General features: G+C 48.5%; 30 protein-coding genes and 5 tRNA genes. 29 read left to right on the top strand and 6 right to left on the bottom strand.

Features of this window, described 5'->3' with window-relative positions; all coding sequences use genetic code 11:
* The first annotated feature begins 3 nt into the window (after window positions 1–3).
* From H6780_02890 to H6780_02925, 8 genes are all read left to right on the top strand, one after another.
* Complete coding sequence (locus H6780_02890) at window positions 4–675, top strand: type II secretion system protein (protein ID USN88420.1); 672 nt, start codon at window positions 4–6, stop codon at window positions 673–675.
* Window positions 672–1,292: a prepilin-type N-terminal cleavage/methylation domain-containing protein gene (locus H6780_02895; protein ID USN88421.1), complete on the top strand. Its 621-nt coding sequence runs from the start codon at window positions 672–674 to the stop codon at window positions 1,290–1,292. Before H6780_02890 ends, H6780_02895 begins: the two co-directional genes overlap by 4 nt.
* Window positions 1,279–1,905 (top strand): hypothetical protein, encoded by a 627-nt coding sequence (locus H6780_02900; GenBank protein USN88422.1) that lies wholly within the window; start codon window positions 1,279–1,281, stop codon window positions 1,903–1,905. Before H6780_02895 ends, H6780_02900 begins: the two co-directional genes overlap by 14 nt.
* Window positions 1,906–1,908: 3 nt before the next feature.
* Window positions 1,909–3,924: an NAD-dependent DNA ligase LigA gene (ligA, locus tag H6780_02905; GenBank protein ID USN88423.1), complete on the top strand. Its 2,016-nt coding sequence runs from the start codon at window positions 1,909–1,911 to the stop codon at window positions 3,922–3,924.
* Between the two features lie 87 nt (window positions 3,925–4,011).
* Complete coding sequence (gene gatC, locus H6780_02910) at window positions 4,012–4,308, top strand: Asp-tRNA(Asn)/Glu-tRNA(Gln) amidotransferase subunit GatC (protein USN88424.1); 297 nt, start codon at window positions 4,012–4,014, stop codon at window positions 4,306–4,308.
* 1 nt (window position 4,309) lies between these two features.
* Complete coding sequence (gene gatA / locus H6780_02915; GenBank protein USN88425.1) at window positions 4,310–5,725, top strand: Asp-tRNA(Asn)/Glu-tRNA(Gln) amidotransferase subunit GatA; 1,416 nt, start codon at window positions 4,310–4,312, stop codon at window positions 5,723–5,725.
* 6 nt (window positions 5,726–5,731) lie between these two features.
* Window positions 5,732–6,349 carry a hypothetical protein gene (locus H6780_02920; GenBank protein USN88426.1) on the top strand — a complete coding sequence of 206 codons (618 nt, stop codon included), beginning with the start codon at window positions 5,732–5,734 and terminating at the stop codon, window positions 6,347–6,349.
* 45 nt (window positions 6,350–6,394) lie between these two features.
* A tRNA-Met gene (locus H6780_02925) sits at window positions 6,395–6,465 on the top strand.
* A gap of 50 nt (window positions 6,466–6,515) precedes the next feature.
* On the opposite strand, the gene H6780_02930 is transcribed toward H6780_02925, so the two are convergent.
* Window positions 6,516–7,097 carry an MFS transporter gene (locus H6780_02930; GenBank protein USN88427.1) on the bottom strand — a complete coding sequence of 194 codons (582 nt, stop codon included), beginning with the start codon at window positions 7,095–7,097 and terminating at the stop codon, window positions 6,516–6,518.
* A 78-nt stretch (window positions 7,098–7,175) separates the two neighbouring features.
* Between H6780_02930 and H6780_02935 the strand changes: the two genes are divergently transcribed.
* The 4 genes from H6780_02935 (at window position 7,176) to H6780_02950 (ending at window position 8,683) form a co-directional block, all read left to right on the top strand.
* Complete coding sequence (locus tag H6780_02935; protein ID USN88428.1) at window positions 7,176–7,880, top strand: NTP transferase domain-containing protein; 705 nt, start codon at window positions 7,176–7,178, stop codon at window positions 7,878–7,880.
* A gap of 52 nt (window positions 7,881–7,932) precedes the next feature.
* Window positions 7,933–8,006 (top strand) — tRNA-Met (locus H6780_02940).
* A 229-nt stretch (window positions 8,007–8,235) separates the two neighbouring features.
* Window positions 8,236–8,430 carry a hypothetical protein gene (locus tag H6780_02945; protein ID USN88429.1) on the top strand — a complete coding sequence of 65 codons (195 nt, stop codon included), beginning with the start codon at window positions 8,236–8,238 and terminating at the stop codon, window positions 8,428–8,430.
* A gap of 25 nt (window positions 8,431–8,455) precedes the next feature.
* On the top strand, window positions 8,456–8,683 hold the full coding sequence (locus H6780_02950; GenBank protein USN88430.1) for a hypothetical protein: 228 nt from the start codon (window positions 8,456–8,458) through the stop codon (window positions 8,681–8,683).
* Window positions 8,684–8,716: 33 nt separating this feature from the next.
* Here the strand turns inward: H6780_02950 and H6780_02955 are convergent.
* Window positions 8,717–8,790, bottom strand: a tRNA-Asp gene (locus H6780_02955).
* 111 nt (window positions 8,791–8,901) lie between these two features.
* Here H6780_02955 and H6780_02960 point away from each other — a divergent pair.
* Window positions 8,902–9,028: transfer RNA gene (locus tag H6780_02960), tRNA-Thr, on the top strand.
* A gap of 58 nt (window positions 9,029–9,086) precedes the next feature.
* A tRNA-Thr gene (locus tag H6780_02965) sits at window positions 9,087–9,162 on the top strand.
* Between the two features lie 25 nt (window positions 9,163–9,187).
* Here the strand turns inward: H6780_02965 and H6780_02970 are convergent.
* A complete protein-coding gene (locus tag H6780_02970; GenBank protein USN88431.1) occupies window positions 9,188–9,409 on the bottom strand; it encodes a hypothetical protein in 222 nt (73 codons plus the stop codon).
* Window positions 9,410–9,533: 124 nt separating this feature from the next.
* On the opposite strand from H6780_02970, the gene H6780_02975 reads away from it, so the two are divergent.
* The 5 genes from H6780_02975 (at window position 9,534) to H6780_02995 (ending at window position 14,168) form a co-directional block, all read left to right on the top strand.
* Window positions 9,534–10,418 carry a PCRF domain-containing protein gene (locus H6780_02975; GenBank protein USN88432.1) on the top strand — a complete coding sequence of 295 codons (885 nt, stop codon included), beginning with the start codon at window positions 9,534–9,536 and terminating at the stop codon, window positions 10,416–10,418.
* Between the two features lie 141 nt (window positions 10,419–10,559).
* The gene (ftsE, locus tag H6780_02980; protein USN88433.1) at window positions 10,560–11,243 is read left to right on the top strand and encodes a cell division ATP-binding protein FtsE; all 684 of its coding nucleotides are present in this window, start codon (window positions 10,560–10,562) and stop codon (window positions 11,241–11,243) included.
* A 6-nt stretch (window positions 11,244–11,249) separates the two neighbouring features.
* Entirely contained in the window at window positions 11,250–12,170 is a 921-nt protein-coding gene (locus H6780_02985) for an ABC transporter permease (protein ID USN88434.1), read from the top strand.
* A gap of 15 nt (window positions 12,171–12,185) precedes the next feature.
* Window positions 12,186–13,856, top strand: a complete 1,671-nt coding sequence (locus H6780_02990; GenBank protein ID USN88435.1) for a CTP synthase — start codon at window positions 12,186–12,188, stop codon at window positions 13,854–13,856.
* A 6-nt stretch (window positions 13,857–13,862) separates the two neighbouring features.
* Window positions 13,863–14,168 (top strand): nucleotide pyrophosphohydrolase, encoded by a 306-nt coding sequence (locus H6780_02995; GenBank protein ID USN88436.1) that lies wholly within the window; start codon window positions 13,863–13,865, stop codon window positions 14,166–14,168.
* A gap of 316 nt (window positions 14,169–14,484) precedes the next feature.
* Here the strand turns inward: H6780_02995 and H6780_03000 are convergent, their stop codons facing one another.
* Window positions 14,485–14,787 (bottom strand): hypothetical protein, encoded by a 303-nt coding sequence (locus H6780_03000; GenBank protein USN88437.1) that lies wholly within the window; start codon window positions 14,785–14,787, stop codon window positions 14,485–14,487.
* A 130-nt stretch (window positions 14,788–14,917) separates the two neighbouring features.
* On the opposite strand from H6780_03000, the gene H6780_03005 reads away from it, so the two are divergent.
* The 4 genes from H6780_03005 (at window position 14,918) to H6780_03020 (ending at window position 17,852) form a co-directional block, all read left to right on the top strand.
* Window positions 14,918–15,415: a sigma-70 family RNA polymerase sigma factor gene (locus H6780_03005; protein USN88438.1), complete on the top strand. Its 498-nt coding sequence runs from the start codon at window positions 14,918–14,920 to the stop codon at window positions 15,413–15,415.
* A complete protein-coding gene (locus H6780_03010) occupies window positions 15,412–16,638 on the top strand; it encodes a hypothetical protein (protein USN88439.1) in 1,227 nt (408 codons plus the stop codon). Before H6780_03005 ends, H6780_03010 begins: the two co-directional genes overlap by 4 nt.
* Before the next feature lie 79 nt (window positions 16,639–16,717).
* Entirely contained in the window at window positions 16,718–17,239 is a 522-nt protein-coding gene (locus H6780_03015; GenBank protein USN88440.1) for a leucine-rich repeat domain-containing protein, read from the top strand.
* Between the two features lie 16 nt (window positions 17,240–17,255).
* On the top strand, window positions 17,256–17,852 hold the full coding sequence (locus H6780_03020) for a hypothetical protein (protein USN88441.1): 597 nt from the start codon (window positions 17,256–17,258) through the stop codon (window positions 17,850–17,852).
* Window positions 17,853–17,872: 20 nt separating this feature from the next.
* Here the strand turns inward: H6780_03020 and H6780_03025 are convergent, their stop codons facing one another.
* Complete coding sequence (locus H6780_03025) at window positions 17,873–18,091, bottom strand: hypothetical protein (GenBank protein ID USN88442.1); 219 nt, start codon at window positions 18,089–18,091, stop codon at window positions 17,873–17,875.
* Between the two features lie 158 nt (window positions 18,092–18,249).
* Entirely contained in the window at window positions 18,250–19,158 is a 909-nt protein-coding gene (locus H6780_03030) for a radical SAM protein (GenBank protein USN88443.1), read from the bottom strand.
* Window positions 19,159–19,210: 52 nt separating this feature from the next.
* On the opposite strand from H6780_03030, the gene H6780_03035 reads away from it, so the two are divergent.
* The 6 genes from H6780_03035 to H6780_03060 all read left to right on the top strand — a co-directional run bounded on the left by H6780_03035 (window position 19,211) and on the right by H6780_03060 (window position 24,504).
* Window positions 19,211–19,666, top strand: coding sequence for a GtrA family protein (locus H6780_03035; protein USN88444.1), 456 nt, complete (start codon window positions 19,211–19,213; stop codon window positions 19,664–19,666).
* Between the two features lie 20 nt (window positions 19,667–19,686).
* Window positions 19,687–20,079: a hypothetical protein gene (locus H6780_03040; protein ID USN88445.1), complete on the top strand. Its 393-nt coding sequence runs from the start codon at window positions 19,687–19,689 to the stop codon at window positions 20,077–20,079.
* Window positions 20,080–20,158: 79 nt separating this feature from the next.
* A complete protein-coding gene (gene cadA / locus H6780_03045; GenBank protein USN88446.1) occupies window positions 20,159–22,081 on the top strand; it encodes a cadmium-translocating P-type ATPase in 1,923 nt (640 codons plus the stop codon).
* Window positions 22,082–22,148: 67 nt separating this feature from the next.
* Window positions 22,149–22,349 (top strand): hypothetical protein, encoded by a 201-nt coding sequence (locus tag H6780_03050; GenBank protein USN88447.1) that lies wholly within the window; start codon window positions 22,149–22,151, stop codon window positions 22,347–22,349.
* Window positions 22,350–22,550: 201 nt separating this feature from the next.
* On the top strand, window positions 22,551–23,477 hold the full coding sequence (locus H6780_03055) for a L,D-transpeptidase family protein (GenBank protein USN88448.1): 927 nt from the start codon (window positions 22,551–22,553) through the stop codon (window positions 23,475–23,477).
* Between the two features lie 52 nt (window positions 23,478–23,529).
* Window positions 23,530–24,504 carry a D-glycerate dehydrogenase gene (locus H6780_03060; GenBank protein USN88449.1) on the top strand — a complete coding sequence of 325 codons (975 nt, stop codon included), beginning with the start codon at window positions 23,530–23,532 and terminating at the stop codon, window positions 24,502–24,504.
* Window position 24,505 lies beyond the last annotated feature (1 nt).

Genomic DNA, 24,505 nt, shown 5'->3' on the forward strand with positions numbered 1-24,505 from the left:
CTTATGAAAAATAATACGCCCCAAAATGGATTCTCGTTAGTTGAAATGATTGTCTCATTGGCGTTGTTTTCTATTGTGGTAACGGTGGCGGTGGGGGCGCTTTTGACGCTCATCGCGACCAATCGACAGCTGCAGGCTGAGCAAAGCGTCATGACTAATCTCTCGTTTGCGCTTGATAGTATGACGCGTGAAATTCGTACCGGCACCCACTATTTTTGTGATGCACAAACCAACTACAACTCAGGCTCAGATAAAATTTTTAAAGACGGGGTAAACGCACCGCCATCAGCCACCGACCTTGATACGTTAGCTGATCGGACTCAGGATTGTGCTACTGGCAATACTGGTGGCTTGCGCCTACAAGGAATTGCTTTCAAAGAATCTGGTGACAGTATTACTGGTGCAGCAGAGCGGATTTTATACTTCTTTGATGAAACTGAAGGGAAGATTTATCGCCGAGTCGGCAGTGGCTTGGCACAATCAATCGTTTCAAGTGGCATTTTCATTGAGAACGCAGAGTTTTTTGTGACCGGTTCAGCTCCGCAAAATGGTGGTAGCACTGATGACAACCAAGCGATAGTTACTATTTACCTTGAGGCAAAAGAGGTTAATGATCCGGCAGCCAAACCGTATAAGATTCAGACCACTATAACGCAGCGAACTTTGGATATATGACGTATCATCATTCACATCACGAGCAGGATGGATTCTCACTGGTAGAAACGCTGGTGGCAATTAGTATTTTACTGGTAGTTATGATTGGTCCAATGACCATCAGTATGTCGACTGCGCGCAGTACGAGTTTTTCGAGCGAACAGGTGGTGGCATTTTTCTTGGCTCAGGAAGGAGCAGAGTTGGCGCAGCGCGCGCGTGATCAGTTTTTATTAGACTTTTTTGATGATCCGGTTGCAAACCCAACTCCCTGGGGAGATTTTTTGGACGAAACAGCGGCGGGTCAGTATGGCTTATGCTATCAAACTGCTGGCTGCGGACTAGAGCTGGTTGATGGTAGTGCGGTCGGGGCGCTTGCTGCACCAAAGAGCTGCGCAAGTTTGGGATGCAAAGTGTATTTTGATGCAGCCGGTGGCCGTGCTCGATATACATATGCTGTGTCAGGTAATGAACAGACCGATTACACACGAACTATCAGATTTACTAAAGTACCAGTTGGTGCTTCGGCCGACGATGATGTTCGTGTGGTGTCTGAGGTGACATGGCGATCTGGATCGTTCCGGCAACTTCAGTCAGTTAAAGTAGAGACTCACTTGTTTAATGTATATGAAACACCATAACGTACACAGAAAAATATCCGAGCAAGGGTTTGCACTACTCATCACTCTGGTAGTGGTTGGTGTAGTGTTGTCTGTCGGGTTGTCTATTCTAGATTTGTCAATTAAACAAGTGCGTCTTTCAAGTAATGCAAAAGATTCGGAAGTGTCATTCCATGCAGCCAACGCAGGTATGGAATGTGCTCGGTATGTGCGACAAGTAAACGCAGGTGATATGGAGGTAGGAAGCGGGATTACCCCGGCTTGCTTCAGTGGTACAGTGTCAAATAATACAGACGGCTCGGTGCCAAGTATTGATCCTAATCCGGGTATGTATATCGACAGTGGAACGGGAGAGGCTTTTATCTATGAATACGACATCTCCTGGGGTACGCCAGCTGATCGTTGTACTAAAGTGACCACGCTCGTGGCTTCAACAAGCATAACGAGTGTGGGAAATTTAGTAATTGAAGATGTGTCTGAAGATATGCCTGGGTATCCTCTTGCGACTAAAGAATGTGAGCCTGGTGCGCGTTGTACAGTGATTTCGGTAAAAGGCTACAACAAAAACTGTGCGGCGGTAAATGCAGGAAGTACGTACGGTATCGTAGAACGCGAAGTGCTGCTACAATTCTAGCGTATGGCAAAACAGACTGACCGAAAACGACTGCAGCAGCTGCGGGAGACTGTGGCGTATCATCGAAAGCGATATCATGAAGAGGATGCCCCAGAAATCAGTGATGAAGCGTATGATGCGCTTTTGGTAGAACTTAAGGCCTTGGAGCTTAGAGTAGAAGGGAGCGTAAGCGCTGCCGATTTCGTTGGCGGCGCAGCGAGCGAAGCATTTGCAAAAGTGACGCACCGAGTTCGGCAGTGGTCATTTGACAATGTGTTTACCGAAGAGGAGTTGCGTGAATGGGATACTAGACTCCGGCGCTTGATCAGCGAAGCTGATCAAGCGCCGGAGTCGCTCTCCTATGTGGCGGAACATAAAATTGATGGGCTGAAGTTGGTGATTGAGTACGAAAAAGGTGAGTTGGTGCGCGCGTCAACGCGCGGTGATGGTGTAATCGGAGAAAACGTAACGCACACTGCGCGTACCATCAAGACTTTGCCGCACACACTCAGAGCGCCCGTTGATCTCATTTGTGTCGGAGAGGTTTGGCTTTCGGAACGAGAGTTTGAGCGCATAAATACAGCGCGCGCCGCGGCTGCTGAGCCGTTGTTTGCAAACCCACGAAACGCTGCTGCTGGTTCATTGCGCCAGCTTGATGCCTCTGTTTCGGCTACGCGCAATCTCTCACTCACTGTATACGATGTGGATTTATTTGATCCAAAAGAAACAGCACTTACATTACCAGACACCCAATGGGATGAGCTTGCACTTCTCAAGCAACTTGGTCTGCCAACGAGTGATAGGGTAGCGTTGTGCAAAGATATTGCGGCGGCACAAGCGTACTATGAACAATGGTTGCCTAAGCGTGACGCACTGCCCTACGGCGTCGACGGCGTGGTGCTTAAGGTGAATAGCGTACTCTTGCAGCGACTTTTGGGCTACACCGCGAAAGCGCCGCGTTTTGGGATGGCATATAAGTTTCCGGCCGTCGAAGCGACAACGGTTGTTGAAGACATTGCGCTCCAGGTAGGGCGAACAGGAGTGGTGACGCCAGTCGCGCACTTGCGACCAGTACTAATCGATGGTTCAACGGTCTCGCGCGCGACGTTACATAATGAAGATAACATCGCCCGGCTCGACGTGCGGGTGGGCGATACCGTGGTGCTGCGGAAGGCGGGCGATATCATCCCAGAGATACTTTCGGTCATTGTGTCGCTTCGGCCTGACAGAACGAAGCCGTATCGGTTTCCGAAGCGCGTACCCGAGTGCGGCGGTGATGGCTCAATTGAACGAATTCCTGGTGAAGCAGCCTACCGTTGCGTCTCGACCGACTCAGGCGCTCTGCACCGTCATCGACTGTATTATTTTGTGTCTAAGGGAGCATTGAATGTTGATGGAGTTGGCCCCAAGCTCATTGATCTCTTTTTAGAATACGGACTCATGTCGACCTACGCAGACTTGTTTACTTTGACTGAGGGAGACTTACGCGATTTACCGGGCTTTAAGGATAAAGCAGCCCAAAATGTGATACAGGCAGTGGCGAACGCTAAGCGAGTCCCGTTGTATCGGTTGCTCGTTGGGTTGTCGATTGATAACGTTGGTGAAGAGACGGCGCGAGATATTGCCGAAGCCTTTGGGTCACTAGCGGCTATTCAGGCAGCAACAATGGAAGAAGTAGCGGCGATTTACGGTGTGGGCGACACCGTGGCGGAGTCGTTGGTGTCGTGGTTTCAAAATCCACTTAATCAGCAAACACTCACTGAGCTTATTCCGCATCTAGAAATCATCAACCCAGAGCTGGCGAGTAGTGGACAAAAATTTGCCGGGCAGACTTTTGTACTTACTGGTACGCTCGAACAGTTTACTCGTGACGAAGCCAAGGAGCTTATTCGTAAGCAGGGCGGCAAAATTTCTTCTAGTGTCTCCAAGAAGACCAACTATGTGGTGGTGGGGAGCGAAGCGGGAAGTAAGGCGATAGAAGCCAAGAAGCTTGGAGTGCCAATGTTGACCGAGGCTGAGTTTCAAAAGTTGTTGTCATAGATCGACCAGATGTAGGTCAACAGAAGCTAAGTGCTACTAAGGAAGGATTTGTTTTTACATTTATCGCACAAATGCTATGCTAGCCTCATGAAACGTGATGATATTGTCCACCTGGCAAACCTTGCCCGCATTAGGCTTTCTGATGCAGAAATTACTAATTTTGAAGGGGAATTAAACTCTATTATGGCGTATGTTGGCGCAGTGAGTTCAATCGCTGCCGACGACGCTGACGCAGCGCCTGTGGTGGGCGTACGTCATAATATTTTCCGCAAAGACGAGGTGACCAACGAGCCTGATCAATACACGGCAGATATTATTGCTGAAATGCCGCACTCAGAAGGTCGCTTTATGTCGGTTAAGAAAATTCTTGATACTGAAAACTAATATGACAATTTCTGAACTACGAGCCAAATATATTTCTGGCGAACTTTCTCCGGTTGCTGTGGTCAAGGATACTTTGGCGGTGATTAAAGAAAAGGATGGCGAAATCCATGCGTTTCTTGAGGTGTATGAAGAAGACGCGCTTAAGGCAGCCGAAGCAGCAGCAGCTACATACAAAGAAAAGGGGGCTGATACACCGGAGCTTCTTGGTGTACCAATTGCGCTGAAGAACAATATTTTGATGAAGGGTAAGAAGGCGACCGCAGCTTCTAAGATGCTCGAAAATTACACTGCAGTGTATGACGCAACAATTGTAGAACGTCTCTTAGCTGCTGGAGCGATTGTGGTAGGGGCTACCAATATGGATGAATTTGCAATGGGCGGCTCAACCGAAAACTCTGCCTTTGGTCTAACCAAGAATCCGGTAGACACGACCCGTGTGCCAGGTGGTTCTTCTGGCGGCTCAGCTGCGGCGGTGGCAATGGGAGCTGTGCCGGTAGCGATTGGTACTGATACCGGCGGTTCAATTCGTCAGCCAGCGAGCTACTGTGGTTTGGTCGGCTTTAAGCCGACGTACGGCGCGGTGTCGCGTTATGGTCTCATTGCGATGGGTTCCTCGCTCGATCAAGCGGGTCCCCTTGCTACTTCCGTGGCTGACGCCGAGCAAATTCACAATGTGATGGCTGGGCTCGACCCGATGGACGCGACCACAATTGCGCCAGATACTTACCCAGTACTTAAGTCAAAAGAAAAGTATACGTTTGGTGTGCCACGTCATTTCTTGGCGGATGGTGTTGATGAGGGTGTGCTCGCGGCCTTTGATGCTCATGTAGCTGCACTTAAAGCGGCTGGACATGAAGTGATAGACATCGAGTTGCCACTCTTTGAGCAAGGTTTGGCTGCATACTATATTGTAATGCCAGCTGAAGTGTCTTCTAATCTCGCACGCTTTGATGGTATTCGCTACGGTATGTCGGTTGATGGTGACAATCTTCTTGATGTGTACGAAAAGACTCGCGCGGAAGGATTTGGCAAGGAAGTGAAGCGACGTATCTTACTTGGTACCCACGTGTTGTCTTCTGGCTACTATGACGCGTACTACGGAAAGGCTGAGCTTGTGCGCAAGAAGATGCGCGCTGAACTCGCTGAAACTTTCAAACGAGTAGATGTGATTCTTACCCCAACTGCACCAACTCCAGCATTTAAGATTGGCGAGAAGGAAGACCCGTTGGCGATGTATCGTCAGGATATTTTCACGGTGCCGGTAAATCTTACTGGTGTGCCGACACTGACGTTCCCAATGGGAACCGTGGAAGACGGCGGAAAGCAGTTGCCGGTTGGTATACAATATATAGGACCACACGGTGGTGACGCTCGTCTTTTTACGATAGGAAAAATGATCTACGACGAGCAAAAATAGCTCGACATGGAACCAAACATTATCCCAGGACCAACAGCCACTAGCGGCCCGACTATTCCTAGTGTTGGAATTGATAACGCGTTTGGCGGCTTGAATGTACCAGAATTAGCAGGCTTATTTTCGTTGGGTGGTGTTTTGGCGTTTCTTGATACGCTTTGGTCAGTGTATACGATTTTGGCGTACATAGTCTCGATTATCTTATTGGTTTTGTACGTGTACGCGTCAGTGAAGAAAAATCTGTATGTTGATTTGCAAACGCAGGCACTTCGCGATGCAGAGCGGCTCTGGGATGAGCAGTATCGCGGTGTGGCAAAGAGTAGTCGACTGCAAGACATCTTTACGCACATTGAAAGCGACAATCCAAACGATTGGAAACTAGCTATTATTGAGGCAGACATTGTCATGGATGACACGCTTAAGCAAAAGGGTTACCCTGGCGCTACGCTGGGAGAACGTTTAAAGAGCGCAGCTTCCAACATGAATACACTGCAAGATGCCTGGGAGGCACACAAGATTCGTAATCGGATCGCGCATGACGGGGCAGATTTTGTGCTCACTAAGAAAATCGCACAGGAAACGATTGGTCGCTATCAACGAGTTTTCAATGAGCTTGGGGTAAGCTAGGTTGCCAAGTTTAGCTAAATGGGGTATGGTGTATCCCACCTACATAGCGGGGTAGAGGAGAGGTACCTCGGGAGGCTCATAACCTCCAGACCCCGGTTCGATTCCGGGCCCCGCAACAAGAATCACAAAGGCCGCGAGCGAAGCTCGCGGCCTTTGTGATTCCTCTTTAGAGCACCCGTCTTGGTAAAAAGTAGATATAAGCCGCAGCACTAATTGAAAGGGTACCCATAATGATAAAGAGCGGGTCAAAGCCATATCGTGACGCGATAAAACCTCCCACGGTAGCTCCAGCGGTAATCATGAAATAGTTCATAGCTTCCCAGGCGCCCCAACCACTGCCGGTTTTGCCATCGGTAAGGTGGCGAGTATAGACAGCGTCAAAGGCTGGAGAGTAAATCGCCTCTCCAAGACCTAGAAGTATTTGCACAAATAATAGGTCGGCTACCGTTTCTACGGTTAGGAAAAGAAAAAAAGCGATGCCGATGAGTGTATAGCCGGCTACGATAATTAGCTCATTTTCTTTTACGCGGTCAGTCCATCGTCCGATGAGTAGAGTGGTGATGCCAGCCACTACTGCAAAGGTGGCAGCAGCAAAGCTAGCATCCAGGAGATCGCCGCCAATTTCCGTAACAAAGAGCGCTTGAATTGGTCCCAGCATGGCGGCGGACATGAGAATGAGAGCATTGGTGGCCAACAGTATGCGAAGGCTGCGATTGAGGTACGTATGAGGAGTGAATATGAATTTCATATCAACAGTATAGCAATTGAGTTGTGCATACTATGCTTATTTCCAAAAAAAGTGGGGTATCTGTTATACTACCGCCGTATGCAATGTGTAATCTTGGCGGCCGGAAAAGGCACGCGACTTCGACCACTTACTGAAAATACACCTAAGCCTCTAGTAAAAGTGGCAGGAAAGACGCTGCTGGATCATATTGTTGAAGCACTACCGAGCGCGGTTGATGAGCTTATCTTGGTGACGGGTTACCTAGAAGAACAGATTAAAGAGCACTGTGGCGAAGAATTCCATGGTCGCAAAGTAACGTATGTGCACCAAGCTGAACAAAAAGGCACCGGCCACGCACTGTGGCTTTGCAAGGATTTAATCAAGGGTCGTTTCCTTTTTATGTTTGCTGACGATCTTCATGGTGCGCAGGATATTGCTCGAGCGACTTCTTTTACGCGCTCCATGCTCACCCTTACGACTGACACGCCAGAGCGCTTTGGGATCGTGGTTCGTCATCCTGATGGCACATTGGCACAGATGATTGAAAAACCAGATCATCCACCGTCAAACTTGGCCTCGACCGGAGTGATGGTGCTCGACGAACACATTTTTGGGTATGAGCTCAAGGTAGAGCGAAAGGGAGAATTCTATCTCACAGACGTGATTGAAGAGTATGCGAAGGACTACCCAATAGCAGTGGTGGAACAAAACCTTTGGATACCGATTGGGTACCCCGAAGATATTGACAAAGCTGAACGTATTCTTGGTTCGCTCATTCAAGACCGTCGGGCAAAAGCCTGTTGAACCTAACGAAAAAATAGTGTACTCTAGCGCCACTAGTAATCTAGTGGCACATGTCGGCGTAGCTCAGTTGGTTAGAGCACAGCACTCATAAAGCTGGGGTCGGAGGTTCAAATCCTCCCGTCGACACAAATAACCGCCCTGGGGGCGGTTTTGTGTTGACGGAAAGCTGTCTGGGAGACAGCTTGTGAGGATTTGAAAAGGTTGCCAGCTATTTTGGAGCGAGCGAACAAAATAGCGACAACCTGTACCGAATCTGTAAGATTCAAATCCTCCCGTCGACACAAAAGGTACAGCGGCCGGAAACGAAGTTTCCGGCCGCTGTACCTTTTCCTCTAAACATATAGTTACAAGGAGTATGATAGAAAAAATTTCCTTACGTATTTTTTGGGCTGCAATGCTGCTGTGCGCAACAACCGCACTTACCAATATCTGGTTCTTTGGAGCCGGTGAGTCACAGATTAGTTTTTTGATACCAACCTTCTTTATCATTGGCTTTGCCAGTTTTCTCATTTGGGTGCCGCTCGTCGTGTATCGGTTTCTAGAGAAGTAGTCTGTCCGGCTGGTATACTGCATGTATGATAGAAATTGTTGGTATTTCCGGCGCAGCGTTAATTTTGCTAGCGTTTACCATGAGTCAGCTGGGGAAATGGTCTATTGAGAGCAGGCGATATGATAGTGTGAATGCTGTCGGGGCATTGCTTCTCATTGTATATGCCTATCTGCTTGCGAGTGTGCCATTCTTTGTTTTGAATGTGGTGTGGTTTGTGGTGGCAGTACGAGATCTGGTCATTGCAAAGAAATAAAAACATCTGCATTTTGCAGATGTTTTTATTTTGCGCGCCAGACGGGACTCGAACCCGCAACCTCCCGCGTGACAGGCGGGTGCTCTAACCAGTTGAGCTACCAGCGCAAATATTTGAGGTGGCAAGAGTATAGCGGTTTTGGAGAAATTTTGCAACGCTTTCTTTGATTAGTATTCCCAGTTGTGTGATGCGATGAATTCCTCTAGAATATTTTTCGTGCCATCTTAGCTCAGTTGGTAGAGCGTAGCATCCGTAACGCTAAGGTCCGGAGTTGACCTAGTTTTTATTGACCGGAGGGAATATAAAAACGGAAATACTCTCGTGGTGCGATCCTCCGAGATGGCTCAAAAGCTGGCGTAATGATCATTGATTTGTTATGCTGTCGGTCATTAATGATGATTACGCCAATGTAGCTCAGTTGGTAGAGCGCATCCATGGTAAGGATGAGGTCCCCAGTTCAATCCTGGGCATTGGCTCCAAAGGAAAAGGCCCTTGCGGGCCTTTTTACATGTGCTTGTTTCGGTACTTGCTGCCGTGTCGTGCTTTTGGTTTGCTGCTCCTAATAGAGGGTCGTTTGTGTCGATTGGAGAGATAGCCAGCTGCAGCCAGATCACCGCCACCAAGAAACGCATTGCGGTAGCCAGGAAGAGCGTTTTTGCTCATCACGTGCCCGGTTTGATTGCAGGCGTAGCGGTTACGAGAACGAGGGGCAAAGGTCAGTTTCATTGTCAGTACCTCCAGTGTTTGCTCGGCTGAAAATACAGCAGGTACCTAGTTATGTCAATGTTTCAACACCGGCGCGGCCCTTCGGTCCGCGCCGGTTTCCCTATTTCTTGCTATACTCACCAACATGTCAGACGGAAAGATAGACGCACAAAAACGGATTGCCGAAATTGAAACAGCCATGCTACTGCCTGATTTTTGGAGTGACCCACAGAAAGCGCAAGTAATGATTAAGGAGCTGCAAGAACTCAAGGATACTGCGGAAGGAAAAGGAAAGTATGATCGTAGTGATGCTGTCTTTACGATTGTGGCCGGCGCCGGTGGTGACGATGCGGAAGATTTTGCGCGCATGCTGGTCGAGATGTACCAGCGCTATGCGGAAGGAAAAGGTTGGGGAATGGTGGTGATAGACAGTAATGCCAATGATCACAACGGCTATCGCAATATTACACTTGAGGTACAAGGGAAGGGGGCGTATGGGGCACTGCAGCACGAATCGGGTGTCCATCGCTTGGTACGTATCTCGCCGTTTAATGCTAACGGCAAGCGACAGACGTCATTTGTGTTGGTGGAAGTGTCACCGCGCCTGGAAGATACGTCGGCAGTTCAGCTCAAAGATGAGGACTTGGATATTTCGTTTGCGCGCTCTGGTGGGGCTGGTGGGCAAAATGTAAATAAGCGTGAGACAGCGGTGCGTATTGTGCATAAGCCAACGAACATTTCAGTACACATTTCTTCGGAACGGTCACAGCAGCAAAATCGTGAAAAAGGAATGGCGCTGTTGGCTGGAAAAATTTTTGCGTTTGAAGAGGAGCAGCGTCGTCGGGAGCTACAAGGTCTTGCGGTCGAAAAGACGCTTAAGATTGAGTGGGGCAGTCAGATTCGTTCGTATGTGCTGCATCCATATCAGCTTGTAAAAGATCATCGCACCAACACCGAAGTACGCAATGTTGACGCGGTCTTAGGGGGTGATATAGAGCCGTTTATTGAGGCTTCGGCCCAGTCTAATTAGAACGTTTTGAGGTCCTGTGTGACATGGTATACTGTCTCGTATGATTTACTACCGAGTGAGTGAGCGTCATATACATACTTCAGAAATTCTGAAGTATGTATATGGCCGAACGAGCGAAGGTAGCAGTAAGTACATGTATTTATGATCTACTTTGATAATGTTTCAAAGGTGTATAACGATGGCCGCAGCGCCGCTCTTCAGGAAGTCACCTTCCAGGTCGCACCAAAAGAGTTTGTCTCAATCGTAGGACATTCAGGCGCTGGAAAGACCACCCTCCTCAAGATGATCATTGCCGAAGATCGCCCATCACATGGCCAGGTCTTTTTTGAGTCGCTTGATGTGCATCGTATTCCAAAGACCAAGCTGCCAAACTATCGTCGTAAGATTGGCACTATTTTCCAAGACTTTAAGCTTTTGCCGCATAAGACCGCGTTTGAAAACGTGGCGTTTGCTATGGAAGCCAATGGCCGCACCGATGCCGAGATTGCTGAAAATGTCCCTCATGCACTTGCGCTGGTCGATCTCGATGATAAGGCGTGGAATTTCCCAAATGAACTTTCCGGAGGAGAAAAGCAGCGCGTCGCAATCGCTCGTGCGATTGTAAATCAGCCAGACATTATCATTGCCGATGAGCCAACCGGAAATCTTGATCCAATTGCAACCTATGAAGTAGTGCAGATTTTGCGCAAGATTAATGATTTGGGTACCACGGTCATCATGACTACGCACAACAAAGGCGTAATTGATGAGATCGAGCGACGCGTGATTACGATGGATGGTGGTCGCATCGTTCGAGATGATACTAGTGGTAAGTATGTTTTATAGTTTTTTATGGTCACCGCGTTTCGTAGAGTAGTAAAAGCAGGATTTGTTGGGTTTTGGCGCAATGCGTATGTATCGCTTGCGTCTATCTTCGTGCTTACTATTGGGTTGTTTGTGATTGGAGCAACTATGTTCCTCAATCAGCTGTTGCAGACATCACTGATGACCTTGCAATCAAAGGTTGATATCAATGTTTATTTTGTTCCCGATGCTCCGCAGGAAGAGATTGACCGCATTATGCAAGCAGTGGAAGCCTTGCCGGATGTATCAGGCGTAACCTACACTTCACGCGAAGATGCATTGGCTAAGTATCGTCTCGAAAATAAAGACGACACCGTGGCGATGCAGGCACTTGAAGAACTCAATGAGAACCCGCTCGGTGCCAACATTGCGGTCCAGGCCAAGCAGACTTCACAGTATGAGAGTATTGCGCGTTTTCTGGACGAGCAGCGCGAGCTCGAACAGCCTCAAACGCCGGTGATTGATGAGGTGAACTACAACCGCAATCGCGATTCAATTGATCGTCTAACAACCATCATTGGGGCGACTGAGCGGGCTAGTCTGGTAGTGATGGGTATTCTGTTGATTGCCGCTATCCTCATTACGTTTAATACTATCCGCTTGGCGATTTACACATCTCGCGAAGAAATAGCCATTATGCGTTTGGTGGGCGCTGGCAACATGTACATCCGTGGACCATTTATGTTGCAGGGCATTATGTATGGATTCATTTCTGGTGTATTGGCGTTAGCATTCTTCTATCCAATGCTCATCTGGCTTGGTCCAGCGACGGCAGAATTTTTTGGAGTCGATCTCTATCAGTACTACATTTTAAACTTCGGTGAAATCTTTGGGGTATTGGTCGGCATTGGTATCGTGCTTGGACTTATTTCAAGTATCTTAGCAGTGGCTCGCTACTTGCGAACCTAATTCCTACTTTTATTTATGTCTACTAAAAAACAACGAACGACTGTCAAACAGCCGGCTGTGAAATACATCTTCGTGGTGGGCGGTGTGATGAGTGGTGTAGGCAAGGGAGTGGCTTCGTCTTCGATTGCAACGGTCCTTCAAGCGCGCGGGCTCAAGGTGACAGCAATGAAAATTGATCCGTATATCAATGTCGATGCTGGCACTATGAATCCAACCGAGCACGGTGAAGTGTTTGTGCTCAAGGATGGCTTGGAGACCGATCAAGACATGGGTAACTACGAACGATTTCTAAATACTGATTTGCCGAGCATCAATTACATGACCACTGGCAGCGTGTATAAGTCAGTGATCGAAAAGGAGCGAAATCTCGAATACGGTGGCCGCAATGTAGAAGTGGTACCGGACATTCCATTGGAAGTCATTCGTCGCATTAAAGCAGCTGCTACAGAAGCGGCCGCCGACGTGGTGCAGATTGAAGTGGGTGGTACGGTTGGCGAGTACCAAAACGTTCTCTTCCTAGAAGCTATTCGTATGATGAAAATGGAAGAGCCAGAGAATGTCGCAGTGGTGATGGTGAGCTATCTGCCGGTGCCAGGGAGTATTGGCGAAATGAAGACCAAACCGACCCAGACGGCGGTACGTGCACTCAATAGTGCAGGCGTGTTTGCCGATGTGATCGTGTGTCGAAGTCCGATGGGAGTGGACCAGAAACGTAAAGAGAAAATTGCACGGTTTTGTAATGTGAAAGTGGAGAATGTCATCTCTGCACCTGATGTGCCAAGTATTTATGACATTCCGCTCAATTATGAAGAGGATAAACTCTCCGAACGCCTCCTTGCTACGCTCGGACTTAAAGCCAAAAAGCCAGCCGACCTCAAAGCGTGGAAGCAGTTCGTGAAGCGCTCACACAGCGTGACTGAGCCAGTCAAAATTGCGGTGGTTGGGAAGTACTTTAACTCCGGTGATTTTGTATTATCTGATGTGTATCTCTCAGTGCTTGAAGCGATTAAGTATTCTTCATACAAACTCAATCTCAAGCCGGAGATTTCATATCTTTCGGCGCAGGACTTCACTGACAAAAAGAAGTTGAAAGAACTTAAAAAATACGACGGTGTGTTGGTGCCTGGTGGTTTCGGAACGACTGGTATTGAAGGCAAGCTTAATGTAATCGAGTATGTCCGGAAGAATCGGATTCCGTACTTTGGTATTTGCTACGGCATGCAGCTGATGGTCTTAGAGTACGCGAAGAATGTGCTTAAGCTCAAGGATGCGAGTACGGAGGAAATTAACCCGAGGGCAAAAGACTTAGTAATTGGTGTCATGAATGAGCAGCGAGAGAAAATCGCCAACAAAGAAATGGGTGGTACTATGCGCTTGGGGCAGTATCCAGCTAGCTTGGTGGCCGGTTCGCTTGCTGCCAAGGCGTACAAAGCAAAGGAAACTGTAGAGCGGCATCGCCATCGGTATGAAGTAAATCCAGCCTACGTGGCAACTCTGCAAGAAAAGGGCCTGCGCTTCTCGGGCACCTCGCCAGACGGTCGCTTGATGGAAATTGCCGAGCTTGGAGTCGCAGAGCATCCCTTCTTTGTGGGAGTGCAGTTTCATCCCGAACTTACCGCTCGGCCGTTGGCGCCACATCCGCTCTTTACCGCTTTTATCAAAGCGGCATACGAAAGTGATATGTAATTGTCTATGAATAAACAACAACAAGCTATTGATGTGTGGTTTAAAGAGCAAGGCTGGGAATATTGGAAGCCTCACGAGATCCTGGCTCGTCTGGCGGAGGAGGTGGGTGAGCTGGCACGGCTTATCAATCACGAATATGGCCCGAAGCAAAAGAAGAGTGACGAACGGCAACAGGAGTTTGAAGAGGAGGTGGGCGATATTTTGTATACACTTGCGTGCTTTGCGAATACACACGATATTGATTTGGATGCAGCGCTAAAGCGCAGCCTTGATAAGGTGGCTGTGCGCGACAAAGACCGCTTTAACCAATAGGGAAATTATGCTACTCTGTGTCGGCGCGAAACCGAAGGTTTCGCGCCGACACATCAATGTAGTCGCAAAATAATACCGGATCGTCTAATGGTTGCCAGAAGTTACAGAGCGAAGCGACAATAACTTCTGAGTACATCTGATTTTCTTTCTCCAAAAGAAAATCAGATGAAAAGCGCCAAAGCTGACAGTATCGGTCGAAGTGACGTACAGAAAAATAATACCGGATCGTCTAATGGTAGGACTCCAGGTTTTGGTCCTGGCTATCTAGGTTCGAGTCCTAGTCCGGTAGCATTTACCCCTCATCCTTTCGAGGTTGTTATCGCTGAATATTGTACAACGTCTCGGCGTAGTCAATCTTCTCAAGACATTGTTCTCGCATGTTCCGATGCTTTTGGTTTATCTCATGGGCTGTGTTGGCTGGAAGGCATTCGCCTTGCATAAAACCAATTACGTACTGATCATCTCCAAGACTAAAACCAAGAGCTAGCTCATGAAGCACCTGTTCTTCTTCGAGTGTGAGAATGGCCTCTTCACGTAACGTGGTGTTTATCTCTGTGCACCACTCTTTCCAAGTATTCCATTGTCCGGGCTTCACCTTATATAAAACGGCTTTTTCCATCTGGGTATCATACTAAATAATAATCAATCGTGTGTTTGGGTGTGAGGATACAGGTGATGTCTTTGGCAGTGAAGATTCTTCCTTGCGTCGTTATTTGATACATGTAAGAGTAAGTGATACAAATCGTTATATGAGTCAGGAGCAACTAGAGATAAAGTTTGTGGAATCGTTTGCCGAGTATGGCGATGCGATCTTTCGCTTTTGTATGGTGAAGGTATCGCAGGTTGAATTGGCGGAGGACATGACACAAGAAGTCTTTGCGCGCTACTGGCAGTACTTGCGTGACGGTAAGGAAATAACGAATGCGCGTTCGCTCTTATACACTATCGCGAATAATCTAGCCAAGGATTGGTACAAAAAGAAAAAGAGTGAATCGCTGGACGCACACATGGAATCTGGTGCGATGCCAGTGGCGACTGAGGCCAGTCCAGAGCTGCTGGCGTCGTACCAAGAGGTGCTGGATGCGATTGGCGTGCTTGAAGAGCGCGATCAAGAAGTGTTGCTCTTGAGGTATGTCGAAGGTCTTGATCCGAAAGATATTGCTGTCGCGCTTGGCGAGACGGCCAATACGATTTCGGTTCGGCTCAATCGAGCGACGAAGCGCTTGCAACAAACATTACACCTATGAATAAAGACACTAAAACAACTGAATACGTCGAAACGCTCAAGGGCATGAAGCTGTCAGAGACGTCGCGGGCGCGCATGCAAGCTGAGCTTTTGGAGTACGCGCGCTTTCATGGTGTAAGAGTTGGCGAGGAGAGTCGTTCTATAGAGCAGGTATCGTCGCCAGTAGGTGCTCGTGCCAGATTATTTACCCTATTTAAAACCCCAAAACCTATGACTGCTGCATTTCTTGCAATTATGTTGATCGCTGGCGGAGGAACGTCGTTTGCTGCTGAAGGGGCAGTGCCGGGTGATCTCTTGTATCCAGTGAAAACTGAAGTGAATGAAACGATTAAAAGTGCTCTCGCATTTTCAAGCGAGGCTGAGGCTGAACTACAGGTGAACTTGGCTAAAGAGCGCCTGGAGGAAGCAGAAACGTTAGCTGCTCGTGGTGAGCTTACTGCTGAAGTGTCGGCCGACCTCAGTGCGCGTTTAGAGGAGCATTATGAGGAAGCTGCGGCGCAGAGTAATGAGACTGAAGCAGATGGTGAGTATGAGTCATCAGCAACCGTGCGCGCTTCGCTTGAAGGGTCGTTGCGTGCTGCGGCGGACGTGCTCACGAGTCTAAATGCGCAAGTCGCTGGCAATGACGGATCGCTGCTTATTACAAATATTCGCTCGTATGCCGATGCTGCTGCAACAGCGCAGGCAACGGCAACGGTAGATGTGTCGGCGGATGTCCGCGCTGATGTGGCTGCTACAGTGATTGCCGCGAGCGATCGTGTTGCGATGGCTCAGGCTAAACTTGCAGCGCTAGCAGGGAAGGTATCGACCGCAGCGTATGCTGAGGCTGAAGCAAAGCTAGCGATGGCAGTAGCAGCGGAAGCACGTGCTCATGTTGCGCTGGAGTCTGAGTCGTATCAAACGGCGTACATTGAAGCGCAGGCAGCTATTCGTATCGCTCAAGAAGTGGTGAGTGCCCTCGAGAGTGTGTTGCGCCTAGAGGCAAGCGTACGCATCGATGCCGATGTGAATATCGATACTATACTTGATGCTTCAGCGTCGTCTGATGCTGCTGGGTATGAAACAGAGGCTTCTGCTGCATCCGAAGCTGGTGCAGATGACTCGCAGGATTCTTCTGTGACTGAGGTAGAGATTGATGCGGGTGTTAAGGCTGATGTTGATACAGATGTTATCGAAGTTGAAGCCAAGACTGATGCATCCTTACGATCTACTTTGAGTTTGTAGGTTATAAAAAAGCGCGCCGGCGAAGCCGGCGCGCTTTTTGTTACTATTCATTTTTACCAAGAAGCGTATACTTACTCATATGAACTGGCGAATTACACAGCTCACTATTGGCTTGGTTGCGCTTGCGGCGGCGTACTTCTTTTATGTTGAGACCACTCATGATGACACTACAACAGAAGAACCGGAGTCTGAGGTAATTACCACAACTCCGACAGTGTCCGGAGGAATGGTGGTGATTGATTGGCATGGTCAGGAGTTGCAGCAGGTGCCACAATCGTTATTTGAGCAAGTCGATACCGAGGTGCTGGACCTATCAAATAACGAGTTGAGTGGTGCGCTGCCGGCTGAAGTACATCGGTTGACTAAGCTCCGCCGGTTGGACTTAAGCAACAACAACTTTACTGGCTTGCCGGCGGAGCTTGGCCAGCTTTCCCAGCTTGAATATCTCAACATCTCTGGGAATCCTATTACTGGTTTACCGTACGAGCTCGGCAATTTGAAAAACCTCAAAGAGCTTAACCTCCGTGCTACGAATTATTCAACACATGACTTAGAGATTATTACGCAGTCACTGCCAGCTGGAGTTATAATATATAAGTAATCTGTTACGTATAGCTATGAAAAAGACGCTCGTGGTTGGGGTTGTTGTGGCCGTGGTTTTGTTGGCGTGGCAGCGTACCCATGACGATGCTACATTGGTTACGGATTCTGAACCGGAGACATATGCCGCTGTTTCGGCGCCTGATTTGGGTCTGGCTTTTCAGTACCGCACGGCACCAAACGGTTATGTTCTGCATACGCTCGAAAAAAATGAGCAAACTGACCCAGACTTTGAACGTCTCTACACGCTCATGTTGGCGACAGACTATGAATTCATGCAAGGGCAACTGGATGCAAGTGAATGGCCGCCATCAATTGGTATTACTGTGTATAAAAATAGTAACCACGAGACGACAAGTACTTGGGTCGACGCTCACCCCGAATTTTCAAATAGCCAGCTTATAGCCGGCGCAGTCAATCGTGACGTGACGGTGGCAGGGGTACATGCAGTACGATATACCGTAGATGGTCTCTACCTCGTTGACACCATCGTGGTCGCAAATGGAGAATTCATATACGTATTGACTGGCGCGTATCTCGAGTTTGATTCGATAATTCATCATGATTTTGAGGTGTTTGCTGAATCATTGCAGTTTGTCCCATTGAATTCTTAAGTATTGAAGACTAGTTGGTTTTATTTAGACTGTTCATCAGCGAGTGCTTGCAGATACGCTACCTGTGCTTGAAGTTTTTGGATGTAGATTAATTGCAGTAGTTTTACATCCTCCCTCAGCACGTTGACTAGCTCAATCATAACGGTGCGTTTTTGTTCGGTAATTTGTTCGTCAGTAATAGTCGCGGCTTGTGCTGGCAGTGCAGCAATCGAAACAAATGCTAGTAACGATAGAAACATTCCCGCCGCGTACAAGTGAAGTGATCGTTGTACATGGTGTTTTTGTTTTAGTTCTAGTAATTGTGGCTACATTAGGCGATGACGACAAAGTGTCGGTTTACTTACGAATATCGTGTGTTCTTATAAAAACACCCCCGAAGGGGTGTTGAAGTGAGGAGTTACCCTTTCGGGAAACAGGGAATGCAGCCAGTCGGAGCGCAGGGGCCGGGGCCGTGCTTGGGTGAACAGGTATCGTACGGAGAGCAGACTTTCGGCGTGCAAACTGCTTGCTTGCCGATAGTAGCCTCGCCAATCTGGCGACGAATGATGCCACTTGTCGGTGAATCCAGGACCGTAGTGAGGGATTTTCCGTCGCTCACCGAACCAATCGACCAGCTGGTTGACATCGTGCAGGGAGAGATGCGTCCGTCGGCGCCGACGAAGACAGTATCGCCAGCACAGTGACCACAGAGTTCGCCCATGTCACCAGAACCGTCATTGGCGCGACCGACCTTGCGAGCGGTTTCGTAGCCGTGCACTTCCACACCCATGTCTTCCAGCATGGCGATGGTGGTCAGTGCGGCTCCTTCGTTTTCTGCCATTTCAATCACCGCGGCCTTCACCGGCACGTGGTTGCCAATAAGGCCGAGAATGTTGCCGATCGTACGATTGAAGCTTCCCGGATGCTTGGTGACAGCGTCGTGAATTTTGGCGTCAGGCCCGTAGACCGACGTCTTAACGTTCACGTTGTGCGCAACAATCGCATCGACGACTTCGCGGCTGAGATGGTAGAGGTTGGTGTAGAGCTGGATCTCAGTATAGCCGCGGGTGGCAGCGTAGGCGATCAGTTTCGGCAGGTCAGGATTGAGCGTCGGCTCGCCGCCGATGAATTGCACCAGGCGGCAACCGAGGTTGTATGACTCGTCCAACATGCGTTTCCAGTCTGCCGTGGTCATGATGTCGGTGTTGCCCGAGTAGGGTCCCGAATCAACACAGCAATGCGCACACTGCATGTTGCAGCGATTGGTGAGTTCCAGCCAGAGAAAGTCCACTTTCGGAGCGTTCGGTTCAGTGCTGATAATCGTCATGGTAATTCCTCAGAGAATGTAAAAAGAACACGCCTATGTAGGCTCTGAGACTATGACACACATTTTTATCATTTCAAGCACTGCTTCAATGCGGTATGATGGGCGAGTGAGTCTGCGGTTTAGGCGTTTTTTTCGATATTCTCTTGTTGGCGGATCGACCTTTTTGCTTGATCTTGCTTTGTTGTTCTTGCTGATTGACTGCCTACAGATTGATTATTTACGAGCTGCTGGAGTTGCGTTTCTGGTAGCCGTTTCAATAAATTATGTCGTGAGTCGAACGTTTGTTTTTCCTGGAACAACGCGAACCCTTAAACAGGGGTATTTCAACTTTATTGGCATAGCTCTCTTGGGGCTGGGTTTGGTGGTTGGCGGCATGTTTGTGGTCGTGGAGAAGCTTGGCGTTTCGTATCTCGTTGCAAGGATATTGATTGCAGCAGTGACAGGTTTCTGGAATTATCTGATGAATCTATTTGTGAATTTCAAGGTGGTTGGTTTGCATCTTAAGTAGACAATCGTAATACTGTACATATGAAAAAGCTTTTCTCAATCTTTTTTATGGCATTGGGTGTCATTTTCTTTGTACTGATTTTGTTCTCGGTGTACCTTTATGTCGTTGACCCGTTTAATCTTAAACCGCTTTTTACGGACGGAGCATCGGTAGCACCAATTGCCGCTGAAGCCACCACTAATTTGGTGGCCACTTCAAGTGCTGTGGTTGATAAAAACCCGGCACTCTCACCAAGCCAGGAGGCTGCGCTGGAGAGTTTTGGTATTAATCCGGCCACTGTGCCAAGCAACATTTCGTCAGAGCAGGAAGCTTGCTTTGAGGCAGCGCTTGGAGTGTCGCGAGTCGCGGAGATTAAGGCAGGTGCAGCTCCGACAGCGACTGATCTCTTTAAGGCTCGGAGTTGTCTTCAGTAGGTATAGGTGTAAAACAAAGGCCGGCGCGCAAAGCGCGCCGGCCTTTGTTTTACACCTTATTTTGCGTTATCATGAAGTTATGAGTACAGTAGCTGAAAAAGTCTTCGCTGAAATCGAAGAAGAACGAAAAGAATTACGGCTAGGGGTCATTTTAACCACAGTGACTCTAGTTGGTTTGCTGGCAGGAGTGTATTTTGAGCTCACAGGCGCATCAACGGTGTGGTGGGGTGGAGCGTATGTTATTGCTTTTTTAGCAGGTGGTTTACCAGCTGCTAAAGGGGCAATTGAAGAGTTGTTCAATAAATCAATTGACATTGATTTATTGATGGTGCTGGCGGCACTCGCGGCGGCTGGAGTCGGTGAGGCGCGTGATGGCGCAATTTTACTTTTTCTTTTTAGCTTAGCAGGTACTCTCGAAGGGTACGCGATGGGCAATACTAAGCGCGCAGTGGCTGCACTTATGCAGCTGCGACCGGACGAAGCCAATGTGCTGAATGAAGACGGTTCGACTACACGTGTGCGTGTGGAAGAGCTTTCAATTGGGCAGAAGGTAGTGGTGCGTCCTGGTGAACGTATGCCGATTGATGGTGTGGTGGTGTCTGGAGTTGGTGCAGTAGATCAGTCTTCAGTGACGGGTGAATCGGTGCCAGTTGATAAGCAGCCAGACGATGAAGTGTTTGGTGGTACGGTCAATCAAAATGCAGTACTGACTATTGAAGTTACCAAGACCGCCGAACAGTCAACTATTTCACGTATGATTGAAATGGTTACCGAAGCCCAAGAAAAACGTTCACCAAGCGAGCGCTTTAGTGAGTGGTTTGGTGAAAAGTACACCGTTTTTGTACTGATTGGTAGCGTGTCGGCATTTGGTCTGTTTCTCCTCTTTGGATTAGGTATGGACGAGGCGCTCTATCGCGCGGCAACTATGCTCGTGGTTGCGAGTCCTTGTGCAATTGTAATTAGTGTGCCGGCAGCGGTCTTGTCTGCAATCGCGGCCTCAGCGCGAGCGGGTGTTCTCTTTAAGGGTGGCGCTGCGCTGGAGAGTTTTGGTGGAATCAAGACAGTTGCGTTTGATAAGACGGGTACCTTGACTGAAGGAAAGATGAGGGTAACCGAAGTGATTCCGTTTGCAGGTAAGACTGAAGAGGAAGTGGTGCTAATTGGCGCTGCTCTTGAAGCACACTCAGACCATCCGCTCGCAAAGAGTGTCGTGGTGTACGCCAAGGAACATAAGCTCAGCATTCCGCATGCGTCAAATACTGAAGCGGTTCCTGGACGCGGTATTGTGGCAATGGTAGACGGCGTGTCATACTGGGCTGGCAACCGTCCATTGGCAGAAATGCGTGGTGCGAAGATGGACGAAAAGACGGAAGAGAAGTTAGCTTCGCTTGAAGAAGCGGGGAATACTACTGTGCTCGTGGGAACAGACAAGGAAATTATTGGCGCCTTTGCGATTGCTGACGCGGTCCGTGAAAGTGCGAAAGTTGCGCTTGCAGAGTTAAAGCGTCATGGCATAGAAGATTTTGTGGTACTGACCGGTGATACACAACGTGTAGCAGACTCTGTGGCGGAAAGGCTCGGGCTGTCAAAAGAGGTGATGAAGGGCGGCCTTCTACCGGAAGATAAAGTGCGATTGGTGGAAGAATTGGCTAAAGAGAAGCAAGTGGCGTTTGTGGGTGATGGGGTTAATGATGCGGCTGCACTTACCACTGCACACGTTGGTATCGCCATGGGAGTGGGTGGTAGCGATGTGGCGATTGAAGCGGCTGACGTGGCGTTGCTTTCAGATGATCTTGAGAAGCTGGCACACACTCACGCTTTGTCAAAGAAAGCAAATCGTATCATCAAACAAAACCTCTACTTTGCAGTGGGTATCATGGCTTTGATGGTGGTGGTAAATGCTTCGGTAGGATTGCCGTTGCCGCTTGGTGTGATTGGGCATGAAGGAGGAACTTTGTTAGTGGTTGCTAATGGGCTTCGGTTGCTGTTTCAGAAGGTGTAAAAACAAGCGGCCACTTTGTGGCCGCTTGTTTTAATAAAACAGACTTGCACAGGCAAGTCTGTAGAATGTGTCAGTTTTATTTGGTAGTGAAAACACGGCTGAACCATTTGGCGAGGCCGCTGGTTGTCCACCAGGTCATTTGCTCGTCTTTGGTACGATTGGTGTGGTGTGTGGCAATCAGATGTACAAATCGAAACAGCCAGCTGTTGGCAAGTCGAATTTGCCAAGCATTGTAACTTTTTTGGCTGACCGAGACCGGCAGGTGTAGGGAACTCATGGTTGTCTCCTTTATACCGACTTCCTCAGAGAAGTTCTGCTAATATTAAAAGACAGGTAGAGCAATACGTCAATCAGTCGGTGTTCATATCCACAAGTAATAGCAGCGGTAATTCACATTTTTTCCACAGGTTTGCTCAGTATATTATAAACAGCAGTGTCCTGGTATAGTAGAAGTACGTTTTTGTAGAACATGTCCATTTCCCAAAAAACTGCCAATAAAATCATCGTCACATTGTCGGCTGGTTGTGTGGTATTGGCGTTATTTGGTCTTTTCCAGTCCAATCAGACGTTGGTTAGTTTTGAAACAAATGGTGAAATTGTACGTTTAGATGGCACCAGTGAGGGTCGTCGACCGCTGCCCTCCGCTGCAGGGGAGGTTCTAGAGCCTCCGGTCGGCACGACGACCGAGACTTCAATTGTGCCAATCGAAGAAGGTTGGTTTCAGTATGTGGAAGTGATTGATGGTTGTGGTCCGTATTTTGATGGAGACTGTTTGGCAGTGCGATCTGGCCCAGGAACGGATTTTGGAGTGACACACAGTTTGCGTAATGGCATGGTGCTGAAAGTGAGCGGACAGGTCGAGCGTGAAGGGCGTGTGTGGTACAAGATTGTATTTGATGAGTGGCTGCGTTACCCAGAACGTTTGCGGGGTGATTGGTATGTTGCTGCTGACTTTGTGCGCGTATTGTACGATGAAGGTGACAAGACCATTGATATAAGCAAACAGATGAGCATATCGAAGAAGCACATTGTTGTTGATCGGTCTGAGCAAAAACTGTACGCGTATGATGGAGAGGAGTTGTTTATGAAAACGACTATTTCAACGGGACTTGAATTAACACCGACTCCCCGCGGTGTCTTCACGGTTTTTAAAAAGACTCCTAGTCGATACATGCAAGGTCCACTTCCTTGGCTCGTTGACCAGCAAGTATATGATTTGCCAGGTGTGCCATGGAATTTGTATTTTACTGAACAGGGGGCGGTAATTCATGGAGCCTACTGGCATGATAAGTTTGGTAAACCATATTCACACGGTTGTGTGAATCTTTCGCCTGCAGAGGCAGAAAAATTATACGAGTGGGCAGACTTAGGCACAGAAGTTGTCGTGCAAGACTAGCAACTTTTTCAAGCGTGGTATCATAGGTGCATATTCGTAATCGAAATGTTCCATGGCATTGATCTTTGTTACTCGTAGGATTCCTGAGATTGGACTTCGCTACATGCGCGAAGGAGGACATGAGGTGGTGGTGAGCGAGAAGGATGGCGTGCTCACTGAAGCGGAGCTTAAAAAAGCGCTCGCAGCGCGCCCATACGACGGCGTAGTCAGTCTGCTGACTGACACTATTACTATGGATGTTCTCAAAGGAGCACCAACGGTGAAAGTGGTCGCTAACTACGCAGTTGGTTTTAATAATATTGACGTGAAAGGTCTGCAGGAGGCTGGAATTGTGGTCACTAATACTCCTGGTGTGCTCACTGACACCGTCGCAGAATTCACGGCTGCCTTTATTATGGCAGTGACGAAGCGTATTCCGGAAGGCGATCGCTTTACTCGTGCAGGGAAGTATAAGGGCTGGGCGCCAGAGCTGCTTCTCGGTAGCGACTTGGCTGGCAAAACACTCGGTATTGTCGGAGCGGGTCGCATTGGTTCTGGGGTGGCGCGGCGTATGGCAGCTGGCTTTGGAATGCAGGTGAAGTACTACGATATCGCTCGTTCTGAAGCGCTCGAGGCGGAGGTTGCGTGCGAGTATTACGAATCCCTAGAGGAGCTTCTTAAAGTGTCTGATATCGTGTCTATCCATGTGCCGTTGTTGCCGCAAACTGAGCACCTCATCAATGCCGAGCGTCTCGCACTCATGAAACCGACTGCCTATCTCGTAAATACTTCACGCGGCCCGGTGATTGATGAAAAGGCGCTTGTAGCAGCCCTGAAGAAAAAGATCATCCGCGCCGCTGCGCTAGATGTGTTTGAGCTTGAACCAAAGCTTGCTACTGGACTAAAGAGTCTTGATAATGTCGTTCTGACACCACACATTGCCTCAGCTAGTGAAGAAACACGAGGCAAGATGTCAGAGCTCGTTGGCTACAACATCAATGAATTTTTCCTCGGTCATACCCCACCTAATATAGTAGAAGTGAAGTAAT

The organism is Candidatus Nomurabacteria bacterium (assembly GCA_023898565.1).
Lineage (GTDB): Bacteria > Patescibacteriota > Minisyncoccia > Phycocordibacterales > UBA918 > OLB19.

Bases quoted from the DNA above. Each gene is read 5' to 3' on its own strand.
- H6780_02890 (USN88420.1), top strand. From the start codon at position 4: ATGAAAAATAATACGCCCCAAAATGGATTCTCGTTAGTTGAAATGATT.
- H6780_02895 (USN88421.1), top strand. From the start codon at position 672: ATGACGTATCATCATTCACATCACGAGCAGGATGGATTCTCACTGGTA.
- H6780_02900 (USN88422.1), top strand. From the start codon at position 1,279: ATGAAACACCATAACGTACACAGAAAAATATCCGAGCAAGGGTTTGCA.
- ligA (USN88423.1), top strand. From the start codon at position 1,909: ATGGCAAAACAGACTGACCGAAAACGACTGCAGCAGCTGCGGGAGACT.
- gatC (USN88424.1), top strand. From the start codon at position 4,012: ATGAAACGTGATGATATTGTCCACCTGGCAAACCTTGCCCGCATTAGG.
- gatA (USN88425.1), top strand. From the start codon at position 4,310: ATGACAATTTCTGAACTACGAGCCAAATATATTTCTGGCGAACTTTCT.
- H6780_02920 (USN88426.1), top strand. From the start codon at position 5,732: ATGGAACCAAACATTATCCCAGGACCAACAGCCACTAGCGGCCCGACT.
- H6780_02930 (USN88427.1), bottom strand. From the start codon at position 7,097: ATGAAATTCATATTCACTCCTCATACGTACCTCAATCGCAGCCTTCGC.
- H6780_02935 (USN88428.1), top strand. From the start codon at position 7,176: ATGCAATGTGTAATCTTGGCGGCCGGAAAAGGCACGCGACTTCGACCA.
- H6780_02945 (USN88429.1), top strand. From the start codon at position 8,236: ATGATAGAAAAAATTTCCTTACGTATTTTTTGGGCTGCAATGCTGCTG.
- H6780_02950 (USN88430.1), top strand. From the start codon at position 8,456: ATGATAGAAATTGTTGGTATTTCCGGCGCAGCGTTAATTTTGCTAGCG.
- H6780_02970 (USN88431.1), bottom strand. From the start codon at position 9,409: ATGAAACTGACCTTTGCCCCTCGTTCTCGTAACCGCTACGCCTGCAAT.
- H6780_02975 (USN88432.1), top strand. From the start codon at position 9,534: ATGTCAGACGGAAAGATAGACGCACAAAAACGGATTGCCGAAATTGAA.
- ftsE (USN88433.1), top strand. From the start codon at position 10,560: ATGATCTACTTTGATAATGTTTCAAAGGTGTATAACGATGGCCGCAGC.
- H6780_02985 (USN88434.1), top strand. From the start codon at position 11,250: ATGGTCACCGCGTTTCGTAGAGTAGTAAAAGCAGGATTTGTTGGGTTT.
- H6780_02990 (USN88435.1), top strand. From the start codon at position 12,186: ATGTCTACTAAAAAACAACGAACGACTGTCAAACAGCCGGCTGTGAAA.
- H6780_02995 (USN88436.1), top strand. From the start codon at position 13,863: ATGAATAAACAACAACAAGCTATTGATGTGTGGTTTAAAGAGCAAGGC.
- H6780_03000 (USN88437.1), bottom strand. From the start codon at position 14,787: ATGGAAAAAGCCGTTTTATATAAGGTGAAGCCCGGACAATGGAATACT.
- H6780_03005 (USN88438.1), top strand. From the start codon at position 14,918: ATGAGTCAGGAGCAACTAGAGATAAAGTTTGTGGAATCGTTTGCCGAG.
- H6780_03010 (USN88439.1), top strand. From the start codon at position 15,412: ATGAATAAAGACACTAAAACAACTGAATACGTCGAAACGCTCAAGGGC.
- H6780_03015 (USN88440.1), top strand. From the start codon at position 16,718: ATGAACTGGCGAATTACACAGCTCACTATTGGCTTGGTTGCGCTTGCG.
- H6780_03020 (USN88441.1), top strand. From the start codon at position 17,256: ATGAAAAAGACGCTCGTGGTTGGGGTTGTTGTGGCCGTGGTTTTGTTG.
- H6780_03025 (USN88442.1), bottom strand. From the start codon at position 18,091: ATGTTTCTATCGTTACTAGCATTTGTTTCGATTGCTGCACTGCCAGCA.
- H6780_03030 (USN88443.1), bottom strand. From the start codon at position 19,158: ATGACGATTATCAGCACTGAACCGAACGCTCCGAAAGTGGACTTTCTC.
- H6780_03035 (USN88444.1), top strand. From the start codon at position 19,211: ATGACACACATTTTTATCATTTCAAGCACTGCTTCAATGCGGTATGAT.
- H6780_03040 (USN88445.1), top strand. From the start codon at position 19,687: ATGAAAAAGCTTTTCTCAATCTTTTTTATGGCATTGGGTGTCATTTTC.
- cadA (USN88446.1), top strand. From the start codon at position 20,159: ATGAGTACAGTAGCTGAAAAAGTCTTCGCTGAAATCGAAGAAGAACGA.
- H6780_03055 (USN88448.1), top strand. From the start codon at position 22,551: ATGTCCATTTCCCAAAAAACTGCCAATAAAATCATCGTCACATTGTCG.
- H6780_03060 (USN88449.1), top strand. From the start codon at position 23,530: ATGGCATTGATCTTTGTTACTCGTAGGATTCCTGAGATTGGACTTCGC.